17 protein-coding genes are annotated in these 18,221 nt (G+C 41.4%); 7 read left to right on the top strand and 10 right to left on the bottom strand.

The genetic code is table 11. The features are described 5' to 3' along the window. Positions 1 to 58 precede the first annotated feature (58 nt). The 3 genes from ACAX20_RS00460 (at position 59) to ACAX20_RS00450 (ending at position 2,309) form a co-directional block, all read left to right on the top strand. On the top strand, positions 59 to 1,084 hold the full coding sequence (locus ACAX20_RS00460) for a hypothetical protein (protein WP_371187602.1): 1,026 nt from the start codon (positions 59 to 61) through the stop codon (positions 1,082 to 1,084). A gap of 89 nt (positions 1,085 to 1,173) precedes the next feature. Then, positions 1,174 to 1,851 carry a single-stranded DNA-binding protein gene (locus tag ACAX20_RS00455; RefSeq protein WP_371187600.1) on the top strand — a complete coding sequence of 226 codons (678 nt, stop codon included), beginning with the start codon at positions 1,174 to 1,176 and terminating at the stop codon, positions 1,849 to 1,851. Positions 1,852 to 1,880: 29 nt separating this feature from the next. Beyond that, on the top strand, positions 1,881 to 2,309 hold the full coding sequence (locus ACAX20_RS00450) for a thermonuclease family protein (protein WP_371187598.1): 429 nt from the start codon (positions 1,881 to 1,883) through the stop codon (positions 2,307 to 2,309). 128 nt (positions 2,310 to 2,437) lie between these two features. On the opposite strand, the gene ACAX20_RS00445 is transcribed toward ACAX20_RS00450, so the two are convergent. The 3 genes from ACAX20_RS00445 to ccoG are packed head-to-tail and all read right to left on the bottom strand — an operon-like array spanning position 2,438 to position 5,536. Continuing rightward, positions 2,438 to 3,076, bottom strand: a complete 639-nt coding sequence (locus tag ACAX20_RS00445; RefSeq protein WP_371187596.1) for a thiol:disulfide interchange protein DsbA/DsbL — start codon at positions 3,074 to 3,076, stop codon at positions 2,438 to 2,440. Between the two features lie 40 nt (positions 3,077 to 3,116). Beyond that, positions 3,117 to 4,094, bottom strand: a complete 978-nt coding sequence (locus ACAX20_RS00440; protein ID WP_371187594.1) for a serine/threonine protein kinase — start codon at positions 4,092 to 4,094, stop codon at positions 3,117 to 3,119. Then, a complete protein-coding gene (gene ccoG / locus ACAX20_RS00435; RefSeq protein WP_371187592.1) occupies positions 4,094 to 5,536 on the bottom strand; it encodes a cytochrome c oxidase accessory protein CcoG in 1,443 nt (480 codons plus the stop codon). Before ccoG ends, ACAX20_RS00440 begins: the two co-directional genes overlap by 1 nt. 212 nt (positions 5,537 to 5,748) lie before the next feature. On the opposite strand from ccoG, the gene ACAX20_RS00430 reads away from it, so the two are divergent. Further along, a complete protein-coding gene (locus tag ACAX20_RS00430; RefSeq protein ID WP_371187590.1) occupies positions 5,749 to 6,108 on the top strand; it encodes a hypothetical protein in 360 nt (119 codons plus the stop codon). A 128-nt stretch (positions 6,109 to 6,236) separates the two neighbouring features. On the opposite strand, the gene ACAX20_RS00425 is transcribed toward ACAX20_RS00430, so the two are convergent. Both ACAX20_RS00425 and hutG read right to left on the bottom strand, forming a co-directional pair. After that, complete coding sequence (locus tag ACAX20_RS00425) at positions 6,237 to 7,628, bottom strand: formimidoylglutamate deiminase (protein ID WP_371187589.1); 1,392 nt, start codon at positions 7,626 to 7,628, stop codon at positions 6,237 to 6,239. Positions 7,629 to 7,658: 30 nt separating this feature from the next. Further along, a complete protein-coding gene (hutG, locus tag ACAX20_RS00420) occupies positions 7,659 to 8,450 on the bottom strand; it encodes an N-formylglutamate deformylase (protein ID WP_371187587.1) in 792 nt (263 codons plus the stop codon). Between the two features lie 247 nt (positions 8,451 to 8,697). Here hutG and ACAX20_RS00415 point away from each other — a divergent pair, with 247 nt between their 5' ends. Beyond that, a complete protein-coding gene (locus ACAX20_RS00415) occupies positions 8,698 to 9,465 on the top strand; it encodes a DeoR/GlpR family DNA-binding transcription regulator (RefSeq protein ID WP_371187586.1) in 768 nt (255 codons plus the stop codon). Positions 9,466 to 9,491: 26 nt separating this feature from the next. Beyond that, positions 9,492 to 11,321 (top strand): glutamine--fructose-6-phosphate transaminase (isomerizing), encoded by a 1,830-nt coding sequence (gene glmS, locus ACAX20_RS00410; RefSeq protein ID WP_371187585.1) that lies wholly within the window; start codon positions 9,492 to 9,494, stop codon positions 11,319 to 11,321. A gap of 132 nt (positions 11,322 to 11,453) precedes the next feature. On the opposite strand, the gene ACAX20_RS00405 is transcribed toward glmS, so the two are convergent. The 3 genes from ACAX20_RS00405 to maoP all read right to left on the bottom strand — a co-directional run bounded on the left by ACAX20_RS00405 (position 11,454) and on the right by maoP (position 14,974). Then, positions 11,454 to 13,460, bottom strand: coding sequence for a flavohemoglobin expression-modulating QEGLA motif protein (locus tag ACAX20_RS00405; protein ID WP_371187584.1), 2,007 nt, complete (start codon positions 13,458 to 13,460; stop codon positions 11,454 to 11,456). Then, on the bottom strand, positions 13,444 to 14,490 hold the full coding sequence (gshB, locus tag ACAX20_RS00400) for a glutathione synthase (RefSeq protein WP_371187583.1): 1,047 nt from the start codon (positions 14,488 to 14,490) through the stop codon (positions 13,444 to 13,446). The genes ACAX20_RS00405 and gshB overlap by 17 nt, the downstream gene beginning before the upstream one ends. A 151-nt stretch (positions 14,491 to 14,641) precedes the next feature. Next, positions 14,642 to 14,974 (bottom strand): DUF413 domain-containing protein, encoded by a 333-nt coding sequence (gene maoP, locus ACAX20_RS00395; RefSeq protein ID WP_371187582.1) that lies wholly within the window; start codon positions 14,972 to 14,974, stop codon positions 14,642 to 14,644. A 242-nt stretch (positions 14,975 to 15,216) separates the two neighbouring features. Between maoP and ACAX20_RS00390 the strand changes: the two genes are divergently transcribed. Next, a complete protein-coding gene (locus ACAX20_RS00390; RefSeq protein ID WP_371187581.1) occupies positions 15,217 to 16,044 on the top strand; it encodes a LysR family transcriptional regulator in 828 nt (275 codons plus the stop codon). 130 nt (positions 16,045 to 16,174) lie between these two features. On the opposite strand, the gene yghU is transcribed toward ACAX20_RS00390, so the two are convergent. Both yghU and ACAX20_RS00380 read right to left on the bottom strand, forming a co-directional pair. Next, entirely contained in the window at positions 16,175 to 17,032 is an 858-nt protein-coding gene (gene yghU, locus ACAX20_RS00385) for a glutathione-dependent disulfide-bond oxidoreductase (protein WP_371187579.1), read from the bottom strand. A 166-nt stretch (positions 17,033 to 17,198) separates the two neighbouring features. Then, positions 17,199 to 18,221, bottom strand: a complete 1,023-nt coding sequence (locus ACAX20_RS00380) for an oxidoreductase (protein ID WP_371187577.1) — start codon at positions 18,219 to 18,221, stop codon at positions 17,199 to 17,201.

Genomic DNA, 18,221 nt, shown 5'->3' with positions numbered 1-18,221 from the left:
GTGTATTGACCTTGCTCCAAATTTCAGAATTTTTATATTTTCAGTTCTAAAGGTAGTTATGTCACCGTCAAAATTTTTAATTTCATTCTTTAGTGCTTTTGTCGTATTGATGACACTTATCGCCACAATTAACATTGTGATAAATCCTTTCGATATATTTAACATCGGTCGATTCGACAAGATTAACAAAATTAAGCCATATATTTCAGATAGAGTAAGAACAACCAAGTTATATCAGCCCTTTTTCAATAATATTAATACCTTAATTATTGGTAACTCACGTGTTGAAATGGGTCTTAATCCGCAAGACTTTCCCAAAGATATCTTCGCTAACACTTACAATCTTGGTCTTCCTGGTGTTGGCATAGTAAAACAACTGCAATATGCCGATCGTGTTTTGGCTGAAAATGATGTGCAATATATATTTTTGTCCTTAGATTTCGTCGATTTTCTTCATAGGAACCCACCAGCTGGGCGTGCCACGACGCACGCAGAATTAAAAGTAAACGAAATCACCGATAAGCTCGCAGCAATATTTTCCCTTGATGCACTAATCGCATCATTAAACACTACTCTTCAACAAGATAAACAATACTCAAATCGAATGAGCAACGGGTTTAACCCTGCATTGGATTTCTTACCCGTGCTCAAATATGAAGGAGAACAAGTGTTATTTCAGCAAAAGATAGACGCATTGTATAAACAGATTCGACAACGGACTTGGTATGGCGAATTCCAACACCTGAACCCCAACAGTGACTATCACGTTTTACAACGATTTATAGAAAAACATGAAAAAGCGCAAATCTTCGTATTCATCAACGGTTACCATCGGGATTATTATCAGGTTATCGATAACTTAGCATTAACCAATGCATTTGAAGATTGGCGACAACTACTCAAAAATAATATCGCGGAAAATTGCCACTTTTATGATTTCACCGAATTAGCCAAAGAGCTTTCTAACGTGTTAGATGATAACAACAATCATCAATACTTTTGGGAGCCAGCTCATTACAAGCAAAATTTTGGTAAATTAATGATCGACAAAATGCTTGAAGAGCACTACGCATATAACAAGTAAAGGGAACCGCGATCTGTGGATAAACTTTAAGTGTTGGCGAAGCGAGCGATTTCGCATATGATATTTTCTTTACCTGACACTCTAGTATTATGTCTGAGACCTTACGCCCTATAGACAAGAAACCAGAAAAAAAACAGCAATGTCACGTACTACTAGCTGGTAACCTCGTTGCCAAGCCAGAGATTCGTTACCGTGCCAACCCTGTCGTGCCGGTCGCTGAATTTGTCATCGCCACTAATCACTCATGGTTCGATAAAAAAACTAGCTCTTATAAAGATTGGACAAGCTACCATCCTTGTCATTTTGAAGGAGCGCATGTTGAAGACCAATTTTTATATGCCAACAAAGGGCAACTGGTATTAATTCATGGTGCGCTAACGACCAGTACTAAGCTAAGCAAAGACTTTGTGCAAGTGCAATCATTGTCTTTATTAGGCAAAGGTGTTCACAATTCGGTAAACCAACTTATCTGCCAAGCAACACTGCAAAACGATGTAAAGCTTGTTCACACAGAAAACAACACCCCACTTGTAGAATTCAACGTAACGATTAATGCATCAGGTTTTGGTGATACTGAGCACCGAGTCGCTGGTCAGCGAATTGAACGGTTAGTGCACCTTTGGGGACGACCTGCAGAATACTTTTACAACAAAGCAAGCGTAGGCGATCAGTTGCTCGTAGAGGGTTCTCTAAGTTACCTTGCAAATAATAAACGACAACAATTTATTGACGCGAAAAAAATCATTATTTGCCCCGCTAACGGATAACGCTCAACACAACGAACCCACCATTGTCTATGCCGTATTTATATTTTATTTGTAGTTTCTTTATTGCCGCTTATTCGGGTCATAGTCATGGTAAAGAATATGGCAATGTCGCCAATGTATTATTGGTCAGTGTTTACGATGGCGATACCTTTCGAGCCAACATTGTTGGTTGGCCACAAATCATTGGTGAAAATACGCCAATACGAATAAAAGGTGTCGATACTCCAGAGCTTCGAGGAAAATGCCCACAAGAAAAGCATTTGGCGAAAAAGGCTAAGCTATTCAGTCAACAGCAACTTGAACAAGCGCAACGTATTGAACTGCGCAATATAGGGCGCGGTAAGTACTTTCGTTTACTTGCTGATGTCTATGTTGACGGCAATAATCTTGCGCTATTACTGACAAAAGCCGGTTACGGTTACACATACCAAGGTGGTAAACGCCGCTCGTGGTGTTGAACTCATCTAAGCCATTAGACACTCTATAATAGTTGCCACATAGCGGGTAAAAAATAAGGGGCTAACTAGCCCCTTAGATAACATTAACACGCAACACATTACACGTCGTGGTGATCAAAGCCTTTGATTTATGATTTTAGCGTAAGCAAGTATAGAACAATGTTCTTGTAATCATCTAAGAATGCTTCGCGGTTTAATTCGCTAGCATTGACGCGATATTTACCATTAACAATGATGGTTGGCACCCCCGTTAAGGCACGCTTTTTAGTGTACTGTTCTTGCAATTTCTTCATATGCTTTGCTTTTGAGTTAACACCAAAACTTTTCATTAACTTATCGAATTTTTCACCATCAACGCCTTGCTTAGTGAACAGCTCTCGCAACTCAGCTTGCGATGCAAGAGGTTTGCGTTGAACTTGAATAGCATCAAACATTGCGGCAACAAGGCTGTCTGCTTGTGGTAATTGCTCTGCAACAATCATCGCTTTGGTGATTTCAAACTGTACCTCTGGGCTTGCTGCACGTAAAAAATCTACGTGGTTCTTTTCAAAGCTAACGCCTTCTGGTAGAGACTTTGCCAAATCTTTCATGAACGGTTCAAAGCGCATACAGTGTGGGCAATAAAACGAGAAAAACTCGCGAACTTCTGGCTTTTTAGTCAGAGTATCGTTGACAACGGTGTAGTGCTTACCTTCTTTATAATCTGCGGCATGCGCAGCAATTGGTAACAACAAGGTTAGCAAAAAAGTAGAGATTAATTTTTTCATTATTGGATTTCCTATAAAAACATGTGCGCTATGACCACAATTAAAATGCTTGGTTCAAAGTTAACGCCGGTTCATGCATTGCCGCATACTGTTCTTTCAGTGCCAGTATTTGTTGTTCCCAATATTTTTCGGTATTAAACCAAGGGAAGTTTCTTGGAAATGCAGGATCTTGCCAGCGCTTTGTTAACCAAGCCATATAGTTAACTAATCGCATTGAACGCATCGATTCTATCAATGAAAGCTCATGATGTTCAAATGAAAAAAACTCTTCATAGCCAAGCAGCAAGGTATCAAGTTGTAACAATTTGTTAGCACGTTCGCCGCTAAGCATCATCCATATGTCTTGTACCGCGGGTCCCATGCGACAATCGTCTAAGTCAACAAAGTGCGGCCCAGCATCCGTCCATAAAATGTTGCCGGCATGACAATCACCGTGTAAGCGCATTAGTTTGCTTGGGTTATATTGTTGCTGTGTCAGGTCAATGACTTGATCTAAAACAGTAAAAAAAGGCGTCTGTAGGGTAGAACTAATTTCGGCAGACAATAAAGTTTGCCGCGCATCAACTAACATTTCTTGACAGCTAAATGTTGGCCGATGAATAAAGTTTTGCTTACTCGCAACCGCATGTATGCGCCCTAAAAATCGCCCCATCCATTCAAGCTGGTCTAAATTGTCCACTTCAAAAATACGGCCGCCTCGACATGGGAATACCGCGAAATAAAAGCCATTGTATTCAAATAACGAACGTCCATCGCGAACGATAGGCGCAACAACAGGCACTTCAGCATCAGCAAGCTCGAGAGCAAACAGGTGCTCTTCGATAATTTGCGACTTTGTCCAGCGTTGTGGCCGGTAGAATTTAGTCACATACTTTATGCGGTCATCGTCATGAAATTGGTATACCCGATTTTCATAACTATTCAGTGGTAATAGCCCTGAAGCAACATAAAAGCCATGTGCTTCAAGAGCGTCGATAATGCACTCAGGAGAGAGCTTGGAAAAAGTAAAATCTGTCATTAGCGTTTATTAAAAAAGACACTGTTTTGAGAAATACGTACCGCATCGTCTTGTGGCTGTATTTGCTCAACAACAAATGACATATCGGTTTTAAACTGCTTCAACTCGTAGGGATCTATCGCTAACGATATGGTGACTGTTTCTATGTCTGCTGCTTTTACCTCAACCGTTTGTTGCCCTTGCCATTGGTGCTCCGGCAAGCCTTGGGCACGAATACGGTAGGTTGCGTCAATTTGTGATTTATTAAGAATTTTTAAGGTATAAACATTTTCGATATAGCCATCGATATTCTCGCGAGATAACGCATTGCGGTCACGAATAATATCCAATTGTACAGGCACTCGCGTCACCAACTCATTCACCAACAAGCCACACATCACCACCATAACCAGCGCATACATGAACAACTTAGGTCGGAGAATATGCACAGTTTTGCCTTGTAAGCGGGTTTCTGTCGTATAACTAATTAAGTTAGGCGCGTAGTTCATGCGCTCCATCACGCCATTACACGCATCGACACACGCACCACAGTTAATGCACTCATACTGTAAGCCATTGCGAATATCAATGCCGGTAGGGCAAACTTCAACACACAAATTACAATCAATACAATCGCCAAGACCAAGCTGTTTAGGATCGGCTTTGCGCCCACGTGGCCCGCGCGACTCTCCACGTGCAGCATCGTATGATACCGTTAGCGTGTCCTGATCAAACATCGCCGACTGAAAACGAGCATATGGGCACATGTGTAAACACATAACTTCACGCATCCATCCGGCATTGCCGTAGGTACAAAACGTGAAGAATAAGATAACGGCAGTCGCCATAATACTGGCTTTAAAGGTAAAGAAATCCACCACCAAATCACGGATTGGCGTGAAATAGCCAACAAAGGTGATAGCCGTAAATAACGAAAACATAATCCAGCAACTGTGTTTAGCGGTTTTGCGCCAAAACTTATCAACATCCATTGGTTTTTGATCAAGCTTTTTCCGCTTGTTAGCACTGCCCTCTATTTTTTCTTCAAACCAAATAAAAATAAACGTCCAGACCGTTTGCGGGCACAAGTAACCACACCATACACGACCTAAAAAGGTGGTGACAAAAAATAAGGCAAATGCACCGATGATAAAAATCCAAGCCAATAGAGTTAGGTCTTGCGGCCATAATGTAAGACCAAAAATATTAAAACGCTGCTCACCAATATCAAATAGCACAGCTTGTTGTGAATTAAATTGCAGCCAAGGAATACCAGCAAAGATGAAAAAGAAGAAAAGATTCATATAACGACGTAAACGCTGAAAAACACCCTCAACTTTACGGACATAAATTTGATCACGCGGTTTATATTCAACCGCCGCAGCTGATCCCTTATCAACTTTAATATTTTTGACAGGAATAATTTTTTGGACCGGTTTTGCAGGTTTGTTGTCTTCGCTCATATGCAATTCCCAAAGCTGACGGCAACATGTTAATTATGACTAAAAGCGTTGAATTTGCCGAAAATGAATAAGTTTTTATTTATACGCCAGCGATTATAACAACTCATATGAGTAAAAGTGTGATTTAGATTAAGTTTTCTGCTATTTTCTGACAGAAGGGGTTGAAAGCCCTAAGTTACATTTTTGCAAATAATAATAAAAATAGAGGCGCTATGAAAAACCTGCTCATCATTATTGTCGCTATCGCTGTATACCTTCACTACTATCCTAATCAAGAGCTAAACGCTTGGTATGATAAACAGCTTAATACCGCGCAAACTATGTTTAATGAAGTTGCAGGAACGAAGCTACGCATTTCACCAAAAAAGGTGATCACGGTATTAAGTAAAGAACTGCAAAACTACTCAAACTCAGAATTAGCTTACGTTGAGCAAATTACCGATTCGAGAGATAATTTGCGCGCCTTTTATAGTGACTATTGTCCAGAACTCAAACCAAATCGAAAGTTACGTCGTGCTTATGTCAGACAAGTTTGTAAAGCGGTTGATGACTACCGAATTTTACGTAACTAAACAGCTATCCACTAGAACAGACAATTGTTAGAAACTAAAAAGCCAACAATCATGTTGGCTTTTTAGTTAATCACATAACGTAAATCAAGTTATTTACGGCGACAATAGCCGTTTCAATTCGAGCTATATTAGCAACGGTTACCACCTAGTTGTTGCAACACTGTAGCAAATTCATCGGCAACACGTTGCTGCTGCGGGTGCTCACCATCAATAACCACCCATTGACCATTTACCATCACATCGACAATAGGGTTGCTTTGGCTGGCGAAAACCATACTATCAAGTAAGTGAGAGCCCTGATTCGCAAACAAGCGATTTTGCTGCTCATCTAATACTAATAGGTCGGCTTGCTTACCAATGGCAATTTCACCGGTATTACTATTAGTACTCTGTGCGCCAGCGCGCGCTGTATGATGCCATAAGTTTTGACCAACTGATGCAGTATCTCGATTCGCTAGAACCGCACGCTGTTGCTTGATCAATCGTTGTGCATATTCGAGCAAGCGCAACTCTTCGATGGCACTGATACTAATATGTGAATCTGAGCCTATCGCGACGGTGCCACCTTTAGCCATAAATTCCGTGGTAGGGAAAATACCATCACCCAAGTTCGCTTCAGTTGTAGGACAAATGCCTGCTACTGCGCCAGTATCAGTAATACCCTGTAGCTCATTCTCATCAATATGAGTAGCATGGATTAGACACCACTGTTTATCGAGCCGCATATTATCTAACAACCATTGCACCGGGCGCTTGCCGTAATGTGCTAAGCAGTCGGCGACTTCTTTTTGTTGCTCACTGATGTGGATATGGATTGGCGCTTGGCTATCAAGCTTACGGACATGTGATACAGCCGCTTGCAACGATGGCAAGTCAACCGCGCGCAATGAGTGTGGTGCAATACCAACATTGGCATTGTCGTACTGAGTACTCAGTTGGTGACAATCACTCACTAACTGATTGAACTGGTCGATGTCATTAATAAATCGTTTTTGGCCATCGTTTGCAGGTAACGGTCCAAAGCCACTAAAGCGATACAGTACGGGCAATAACGTGATGCCGATACCGCTATCACTTGCCGCATCAAATAATCCCTTCGACATTGCCGACAATTGCGGATATGGACGACCATCCGGTGCATGATGCAAATAATGAAACTCAGCAACTCGAGTGTAACCGGCTTTAAGCATTTCAATATATAATTGACTGGCAATCGTTTGCGCTTGCTCAACGGTGATGCTATCGAGAAATTGGTACATTATTTTGCGCCACGTCCAAAAGCTGTCGTTACCGTCACTACCTTGCTCAGAAAATCCTGCAAAACCTCGCTGAAATGCATGGGAATGACAATTCACCATGCCAGGAATAACCGGCCCTTTAGCGGCCACACTACCGTCAAGTTGGCCATCTTCAATAGCGGTGATCACGCCGTTTTCAATAATAAGAGTTTTATCTTGTTGCCATTGGCTGTGCTCGCCAAGGCTAACAAGCACATGTTTTACATATAATTTTGTCATCATTTGTTATCACTAAAAAGCGTACATAGAGTATTACGCACGTTCCACAAAGGTAATTAGGCTGTCAACTAACGCACGTAGCTTTGGTTTTACTTGCTCAGCTTTACTGGCACTGTACTGTAAATTACTTTCATCTAGATAGGTCCGCTGCGACAGCTCAAGCTGTAGGGTATAAATATTATTACTGACATCAGCGTAAGCTCGGGTAATATACCCACCTTTAAAACGACCATTGCTCACTTGGGTGTATGGCTGATAATCCAATTGCTCTACCATCGCCAGCATTTGCTCGGCACAGCTATCACCATCGTTGTTACCAAAGTTAAAGTCGGGTAGTTGACCGTCAAAAAATCTCGGTACAACCGAAGCGATTGAATGCGCCTCTAGCATAACCGCTTTACCATATTTGTTTTTCATCAATGCCAATGTGTTTGCTATGGCATCATGATACGGTTGCCAATATTGCTCAATGCGACGGTTTATTTCGGCTTCATCAGGCTCTTTACCTGAGACATATAAGGGTTGTAAGTTAAATGCACTAGTCGGACAAAGCTCGGTAGTGTTGGCACCTGGGTACAAACTGGCACCACTAGGATCACGGTTTAGGTCAATAACATAGCGACTATATTTGGGTACTAAAATATACGCGCCTAAATCTTTAGCAAAATCATATAAACGATCTAAATACCAATCCGTATCAGCAACTTTAAGTGCCTCTTGGGTCATGTTTTGCTTTATCTCGTCACTGATTTCAGTGCCATTGTGTGGCATAGATATCAGCAAGGGTTTACTACCGACAATTAAAGTGTAACTGCAATCAGTCATAAGATCTTGTATCCCTTGTCTAGGCTTCATCGACTGTAACATCGATAAATACACATATCTGTTGTTATTTGGCTTATTTGAATAATCAAATTTTCGCGCGCAAATGTAGCATTTATAGCCGTTGTAGGCAAAGCATCCTTCCCATCGTAATAACGATAACTTGCGTAATCGTTTAAGTTTTGCTTTAATTGCTAACTTTCGAAACGAAACATAATCTAAGCAACCTGAAACTTAAAATCTATAACTTATGTCAAAACGAAACACTCAACAACGCCGCCATACCATTTTGGTTCAGCTCAATCAAAACGGTGAGGTGAGTGTCGATCAGCTTGCCAAGCAATTTGCGACATCCGAAGTGACGATTCGCAAAGATTTAGCAGCATTAGAGCAAAGTGGCTTATTGTTGAGGCGTTATGGTGGGGCGATTCCATTACCTTCGGAGATCACCTCCGCAGACAATGACGATAAAGTTTCAAAGCAAAAACAAGCCATTGGCAAGCAAGCGGCAGCGCTTATCAAAGATCATTATCGCATTATTATTGACAGTGGTCGCACTACCGCGGCAATGATAAGCGAATTAAACACTAAGCGTGGCTTAGTTGTTATGACCAATTCATTAGCGGTTGCGCAGCAATTGAATGAACTTGAGAGCGAGCCAACATTATTGATGACCGGTGGCACATGGGATAGTAGTTCTGAATCATTTCAAGGCCAAGTAGCCGAATCGGTATTGCGCTCTTACGATTTTGATCAGCTATTTATAGGTGCCGATGGCATTGATATTGACCGCGGCACAACGACCTTCAACGAGCTGATAGGTTTATCACAAGTTATGAGTGATGTTGCGAGAGAAGTTATCGTTATGGTCGAATCTGAAAAAATTGGTCGTAGAATCCCAAATTTAGAACTGCCATGGGCCAAAGTCACAACATTAATTACCGACAGTGACTTGGCAAAAGACATAAAGCAAAAAATTCAAGCTCAAGGTGTCAATGTCATTTGTACATCTGAGTAACAAGCAAAAATTACAGGAATAATATTATGTGTGGAATTGTAGGCGCAGTAGCGCAACGTGATGTAGCAGATATTTTAGTCGAAGGCTTACGCCGTCTAGAGTACCGCGGTTATGATTCGGCCGGTGTCGCCGTAATCGATGATAATAACGATATGATGCGCGTACGTCGCTTAGGTAAAGTACAAGAATTGGCATCGGCGCTAGAGCAATCACCAGCCAAAGGTGGTACAGGTATTGCTCATACTCGCTGGGCAACTCATGGTGTACCAAGTGAAACTAACGCCCATCCGCATGTATCTGACAACATTGCCGTTGTGCATAATGGTATTATTGAAAATCACCAACAGTTACGTGAAAAGCTACAAGGTTTAGGCTACGTATTTGCTTCTGAAACCGATACCGAAGTTATCGCTCACCTTGTTCATCACGAATTAAAAACAGCAAACAGTTTGCTAGCAGCGGTACAAACAGCAGTGAAACAGTTTGAAGGCGCTTACGGCACGGTGATCATGGATCGTAATGATAAAGACCGTTTGGTTGTCGCCCGCTCTGGTAGTCCACTGGTTATCGGTTACGGCCTTGGTGAAAACTTCCTAGCTTCAGACATGATGGCTTTATTACCGGTTACTCGTAAGTTCGCCTTTTTAGAAGAAGGTGATGTTGCTGAAATTACTCGCTTTGAAGTGAATATTTTTGATAAAGACGGTCAAGCTGTTGAACGTGAAACAACCGAAGCCAGTGTGAGCCACGATGCCGGTGATAAAGGCGAATATCGTCACTACATGCTCAAAGAAATCTACGAGCAACCAACCGCAATTCGTAACTCTCTTGCTAATCGCTTTGATGGTCAAACCATTGATATCAATGCTTTTGGTGACAATGCGGAACAAATTTTCAAAGAGATTGAACACGTACAAATCATCGCCTGTGGCACCTCATTTCACTCAGGCATGGTTGCTCGTTATTGGTTAGAGCAATACGCAGGTGTTAGCTGTAATGTTGAAATCGCGTCAGAATTTCGCTACCGCAAATCATTTGTACCTAAGAATGCCTTGTTGGTGACCATTTCTCAATCGGGTGAAACCGCGGATACCCTAGCAGCATTACGTCTTGGCAAGGAGCTTGGTTACAAAGCCTCATTAACCATTTGTAATGTACCTGGCTCTTCGTTGGTTCGTGAATCTGACTTAGCGTTCATGACCAAAGCTGGTGCAGAAATTGGTGTTGCTTCAACTAAAGCGTTCACGACGCAACTCGTTGGCTTAATGATGATGACATTGGCACTTGGTAAGTACAAAGACATGAGCCAAGCACAACAAGCAGAACTGGTATCCGCTTTAATGTCACTACCAACGAAAATCGATGAAGTATTGGGACTTGCCGAAGAAATTGAAGACTTAGCTGAAGATTTCGCCGATAAGCATCATTCATTATTCCTTGGTCGAGGCGATCAATACCCTATTGCTATGGAAGGTGCCTTAAAGTTAAAAGAAATCTCGTACATTCATGCTGAAGCTTACGCAGCAGGCGAATTGAAACATGGCCCGTTAGCGCTTATTGATGCGGATATGCCTGTTATTGTTGTGGCACCAAAAAACGACTTGATTGAAAAATTAAAATCAAACGTTGAAGAAGTCCGTGCTCGCGGTGGCTTAATGTACGTGTTTGCTGACGCAGATGCACACTTTGAATCAGATGACACCATGAAAGTGATCAATGTGCCACACTGTGAAGAGTCTATTGCGCCAATCATTTATACCTTACCGCTACAATTGCTTTCATACTATGTGGCCATTATTAAAGGTACCGATGTTGACCAGCCTCGTAACTTAGCAAAATCAGTAACCGTTGAGTAAACGCAAACGGCTCACTGTCAATTGCCATATTAGTCATATGGCTAGATAAACAAAAGCGACCTAATATGGGTCGCTTTTTTCGTTAATGAAGCCATTCGAGTATATTGTTGCTTAACCTCTGCTTAGATAGCGCTATTTTATTGAGTTAACAATAAAATCAATGATCTTATCGCCTGATGGCTTATAGGACAGATCAAACAAAGGTTTAGGCTGTACTAATAGACCACGCTCGACCATTTCAGAAACAATATCAAAGTCCAACAAGCCCGTTTTACCGACCAATAGATTATCGATTGGTTGTTGCTTAGCAACATTGATGATGTCCTTAAAGCCGCGTAAGTAAAGATAATCTTTAGTAAAGCCACCACCTCGGTATACACGCGTCGTTAATGTGAATGCTTGCTCTTTATCCAGATCAAATTCACTCATTAACGCATGATAGGTTTTGACAAAATCACCATGTTCAAGCATGTACTTGACAGCAATAACACGCAACGCAATGGTCTTTAAACGTTTCATCGTTAAACTACCTGAGCAATATTCGCTGTATAAAGCTATACCTTCTTGCGCATGCGTGTTACCCACTAAGCCTAAACTAAACACTTTTAATGGATTAGCTTTGGCGTTAATGGTCGTCAACATATGGATACCGAGTTCGTGATAAGCAAAGGCATGCAATTCTTTTTCACTAAAGCGCGCATCTTTATTAATAAGTAACAACGCTTTTTCGTTATTCACCATGGCTTTAGCGACAATTTTTGATGATTTTTCAATCTTACAACTGAGCTGCCATTGATACGCTTGCTCTTTAAAATAGTCAATAGCCTGGTCGGCATCGTATTCTGGTTCGCTTGCGCTCGGTTCGCTTGCGCTCGGCTCGCTGTCGTTCAGATGCAACAAGAAACGAGCATTATCGATATCCGCTTTATTTGGCTCACCGTAGTATTTCAGCGAGTTATAAACAAAATCATCCGTTCCAATCGTTGTCAATAAATCAATTTTATACGACAGATTATCAACAACATGCCGATACAACTGTTGAATACTCGCATCACTGATCTCATCAACCGCTAACTTATAAAGGTTTTCACGAAACTGATACGGATTAATATTCAGTTGTTTATAAGTGAAGTTAGGGGCGATGTAGCTATTGCGCTTTAAAAATCTATTGCGCTCTGGCGCTAAATTGATTGGATTAATAAAGTTCAGCGTTTCAACATGCTTGCACAGTGCAAATAACTTTTTATCTAAACGAAGTACTTCAGGGCTTATGTTAGATGACAGTATATCTGCTTTTTGAGTCCGCTTTTTCTTACCATAGCGGCGTACAAAAAACGCCGCTGTTTCACTGATAGCATCCTTAAAACCTGCTTTTAAGTCTTCTAACACCAGTGGGTAAACCTCTCCAGAGGTTTCATCCATAAATACTTTCTTTACTTCCGTAGGTAGCACTAAGGTATTATCAAAGTGCGCATTTACGTGTGATATTAAGTAGCCCCGTCCCTGAAACACCTCATCGGTCGCCGCTCTTACATCCAGGTTTGGTAGCTCTATCTTATTGAGTTGCCGTTCGAAATGGTTAACTACCTTGCCCCAGCGTTCAATATCGATCTGTCCCGAGCCAATATTAAAGGTGGGCGTATCAGTCACTATGCGCTTGTGATTATATGAGTGAATGTCAAAAACAATCGCATTGCCAAACTGCCTCTCAATGCTAGTAACAATAGCCGACAACACATTATAAAAAGCTTGATGCTTAGCGTGGCTTACTGCCCTTTGTTTTTGCGTTAACGGCTTGTGCCAAACCTGTTTATCCCATGCGGTCTTAAAATACGTCGACAAGGTTTTGGCGCGATTCAAATCATATTCAAAGCGCGAGTCATTACCAATAAGTTGAACTGGAAAAGATGATATCAGATCATCAGTGAATGGATCTTCTTCATAAAACCGTTCATCTTCACTCAACAAAAAGTTTTTTTGTAAATCTGCCCGTAACTTATGACCATTATGAATGGCCGCGCAGATCATCGGTGAATATTCATCGATTTTGACAATAAAAGCGCCGTTATCAACTTCAGCATGAAAACACTTTTGTTGTTTAATCAGCGCAATGCATTCGTGCTCAGACAGCGTTAGCATCTTCAATCACCTGTCTAAACTGAGATTTACGGCTCATCACCAGCTCTTTTGCATGCACAACACTTTCTACAAAATCAATTACCTGCGCTTGCAACTTAACGCGGTTAAGCTTATTTATGCGAACGATGCCACCAGGGCTTAAGACATTGACTTCAATCAACTTGCCACCAATAACGTCAATACCAGTAAAGTACAAGCCGTCACGCACTAACTTAGGGCCGATATACTTACACAGTTTCTTTTCTTGCGCTGTTAATCTGTGTTTAACCACAGCACCACCAGCATGCACATTTGAGCGGACATCATTGGCCGCAGGAATACGTTTCATTGCACCAATAGGTTCACCATTAAGCATTAGAATACGCACATCACCTTCATGCGCACCTTCCACATAGTCTTGCAAGATCACATAGTTACTGCCCTTACCGTGCTCATCACCACCAATGTAGAAATCGAGCAATGAACGGAAACTTTGCTGTGCGCTCTTTTCTAATACGATAACGCCACGACCACCATAGCCATCAAGAGGCTTGAGGATCATTTTATCGCTTTGTGACTCTTCAAATATACGTTCTAAATATTCGCGGTTCTTAGACACATGTGTTGCTGGAATAAACTCACTTTCAGTATCCTGAAAAGAGGCCGTATAGACTTTATTATTGGCGATACGCAAACCATCTAAGTCATTCATGATGAATGTATCGCCACGGACTGAATCGAGAAAATTAAGAGCCAGTGTATCTAATGGCGGATTGGCGCGCATGATGATTGCATCAAAGCCTGCTAACGGCAGTTGGACGCGCTTGAATTGGCTATTTTTATAAAAGCTGACAATATTTTCTGGGGCCTTAACTTTTTTCAGAAACACATCACAAAATGCACTTGCGACACTATCACGGATAGTTAAATTGTTAACCGTTGCTAAGGCAACAGTATGGCCTCGTCTCACGCACTCATGAATAAGTCGAAGAGTCGAGTCACTTTCTGGCTCGACTCTTTCCCATGGGTACATGATAAAACATATTTTCATTGTCGCTATTTCTCCTATATATGCGTTGACGCTGTTACTTTTACGGTCAATAAGCTCGGAGCATAAAGAAAAGCAAACAATAATGATTGCAAAAAATTTTTGTCGTTATATCAAAAAAATTTTTCTAAGATTACTTATTCTCTCCACACCACTACAAACTAAAGTCCGTCATCGCACTCGACCCCGCATAGCTTTTAGCAAAACCATGATAAACTTTACTTTTCGCTATAACATCTAGGTACTTACGCCATAAATTGACGGCATACATAGCTTCAACAGTAGAGTTTTGCATCTCATTGACAAAACGTTGCTCATCATCATTATTAGGCGTCAGAGAGCCATCTAGCAGTGCCATAAAGGTGTGTCCATATTCCTCTAATTCCATCGCTTCGCGGCGGTTAAAATAACCACTGCGTGATAAACCTCGAGAAAACATCGCATCACCGTAAAACATCATTTTGCCTTTACGAATGTTAGTGTCCACATCTCACCCCTCTAAATACCAAAGTCATAATATTTTTTGTTATTAATAACCGCAAAATGTTGCTTGCTAGCAACATCTATGCGCACTTTGTCACGGATTAGCGCTAGATTACGTACTACAAGCATCTACGTGTTACTTAGATGTTAAAAATTATGGGAAACAGTTGAAAAAAGACATCAAAAAATATTTGTCTAGTCGATAAGATTAATTTACATTTCGACAGTCACCTTAAGGACTTTCAAATGGACATTAGAGTTTATAAAACATTCATTACTGTTGCAGAAAACAAACACTTCGGCCGTGCTGCTGAAACTTTATATATAACCCAAGCAGCCGTGAGCGCCCGTATAAAACAGTTGGAGGAGTTTTACGCAACTCAACTTATCATTCGCGATAAGAAAAACCTACGCCTTACCCCAGCAGGCGAAGCTCTGCTATCGCATGCACACCTCATGGTCAGTCAAATGGAACAATCAAAGTTAGCGATATCAATTGCGAATCAACAAAAGCTTTCGTTTAATATTGCTGCCACCCCTAATATCTGGGATGCATTCTTTAGTAACCAAATCCATGAAGCTGTGGAGTTGTTTCAACATTTGGTCTTAGGTGCGGAAATATCGGTACGAGAAGCCATCCAGCGTAAACTTGATGATCGAAGTTTAGATGTTGGCTTACTCGCAGATCCGATTAAAGACGATGAATTTTACAATGAGTTGATTGGTCACTTTGACTTGTCGTTGGTAGGCAGTCGTGAGAGTTTTAACCGTGAGATAGACGACTACATTCTGGTGGATTGGGGAATAACTTTTCAAAAAGAACATGCCCTGCATCATAAGGTCAGACCGAATTTTAAAACATCGACGGCAATGATTGCGCTTGAAGTGATTCAAGCCAAAGGGGGGTTTGCCTACTTGCCAACACAATTGGTCGAACCCTTGATTGATCACCAGCAACTATATCGCATTGACTCACCATTACAAATACAGCGACCTATCTATATGGTTTACCGCAAAGACAATGATAACCAACAGCTGTTAACACAATTTAGAAACTTGTACGCAATGAACTAGCCGACAAGCGATAACAGGCTGTCGTTATGAAATACTAATAAGCATAGAGTCTGATACGACTGTGAGACTTTATGCATTCGAGAACTTAGTTACGATCTTGCCTTGCCAGTATAGATAAACCCTCAAACTTTTAAGGCTTTGGTACACTATCAAAGTCACTGGCATCATGGCGTTCAAATAATTGCTCATGTGGCTCGCCCCAATCACGATTAACCATACAACCACGAATAACCGCGTCACGTTTGTCGATATGTTTTGCCCAGCGTAGCAAGTTGGCGTAGCTTTCAACATCTAAAAACTCAGCCGCACCGTATAGTCGTCCTAATACCAGCGAACCGTACCATGGAAAAATCGCAATATCGGCAATAGTGTAATCTTGGCCACACATATACAGGTTATTAGCAAGGTGCTTATCAAGGACATCGAGTTGTCGTTTCACTTCCATAGTAAAACGTTCAATTGGGTACTCAAATTTTTCCGGTGCATAAGCATAAAAATGACCAAAGCCACCACCGAGATATGGTGCACTGCCCATTTGCCAAAACAACCAGTTTAAACACTGGGTACGACCATGCACATCAAAAGGGAGAAATTCACCAAACTTCTCCGCTAAATAAAGCAATATTGAACCTGACTCGAACAGTTTCACAGGATCATCTTCACTGTTATCAATCATCGCCGGTATCTTTGAGTTTGGATTTAGATCGACAAACCCAGAAGAAAACTGATCACCCTCAAGGATAGAGATAAAAAACGCATCATATTCAGCCCCCTCTATGCCTTTGGCTAATAACTCTTCTAGCATAATGGTCACTTTCACACCATTTGGGGTTGCTAATGAATACAATTGTAAAGGGTGCTTACCTTGCGGAAGCACTCTATCGTGAGTAGCACCACTTACAGGACGGTTTATCTTAAAAAACTTACCGCCGCCTTTATTATCTTGTTTCCACGTCCAAACTGTTTCCGGCTGATATTGCTCACTCATGGTTTACCTCATTCATATACAATAGTGCCTGATTCGATAGCTCAACTGGGCAATGTTATTTGCGTTAAAACCGATACTTAGATGATAGCACCTGTTTCAAAAACCGTTACGATATTGATGTAAAATAGCAATAGGTAATATGACTATAAACAGATCATTATAGTCGTCATAAATAATCGCGAATAGCAAGAGTTCGTTGCTGTTCACTGCTTTGCATCGCAAGCTCTATGATGGCGATAACATTACGTGCTGATTCGGCACTAACTAATGGTGCTGTACCGCTGTTGATTGCCGTTGCAAGCTGTTGATAAAATTTATGGTAATTACCTTTTTTGATGGCGACACTAGCTAATGATGACTCTACCTTCTGTTCGCTATTATCAGCAAACATTGGGTCATTAAACGTCATGCCCGCAACAATTTGTGCTTCTTGTGCATCTACCCCTGTAATCAATAAACTACCGAGATCCCCATGAACCATAAAACGTTGGTTAACCCCAGCGTTAAATGGGCTAGAGCCTAACCTCACCTGAAGGTCAGGGTAATGCAGTAATACATCAAAATAGTCTACCGCCTGAGAGCCGTTGCGCATGGCCAAACATTGCGCTGTTATAGCTTGTGGCTGACCAAATAACTGCAATGCTTGATCAATTAAATGCGAGCCAAGATCATATAATATGCCCGTTGCTTGACCAGATTGCTCTTTCCATTTATTGCGAACCTCGGGACGAAAACGATCAAAGCGAGAATGTAACATTCGGACATTGCCTAATTGTCCTTGATTTATGCAATCTTTAACCGTGAGAAAATCACCATCTAAGCGACGATTATGATAAACCGTCAGCACGCGCCCCTGCTGCTTTGCTAAATCAATCAGTTCATCTGCTTGTGCAACGGTGACCGTAAACGGCTTTTCCACGACCACGTGCTTATGCGCCAGCAAAGCCTGTTTAGCCAAATGATAATGGCTGTCGTTAGGGCTGGTGATCACCACTAAATCGATATTTTTGTCGGCGAGTAAATCACTAACTTGGGTAAAAACAACCGCATTAGGCCACGCCTGTTTTGCGAGTTGTTGTTGTGAGGTCCCAATCGCTTTTACCGCAAAGCTTGGTAACGCATCAATAAATGGTAAATGAAAGATTTTCGCTGACAAACCAAAACCTATCACGCCAACATTTATGGTCAT

Origin of the sequence: Thalassotalea sp. Sam97 (assembly GCF_041379765.1) — a bacterium.
GTDB lineage: Bacteria > Pseudomonadota > Gammaproteobacteria > Enterobacterales > Alteromonadaceae > Thalassotalea_A > Thalassotalea_A maritima.
This window is presented reverse-complemented; position numbering and strand designations above follow the sequence as displayed.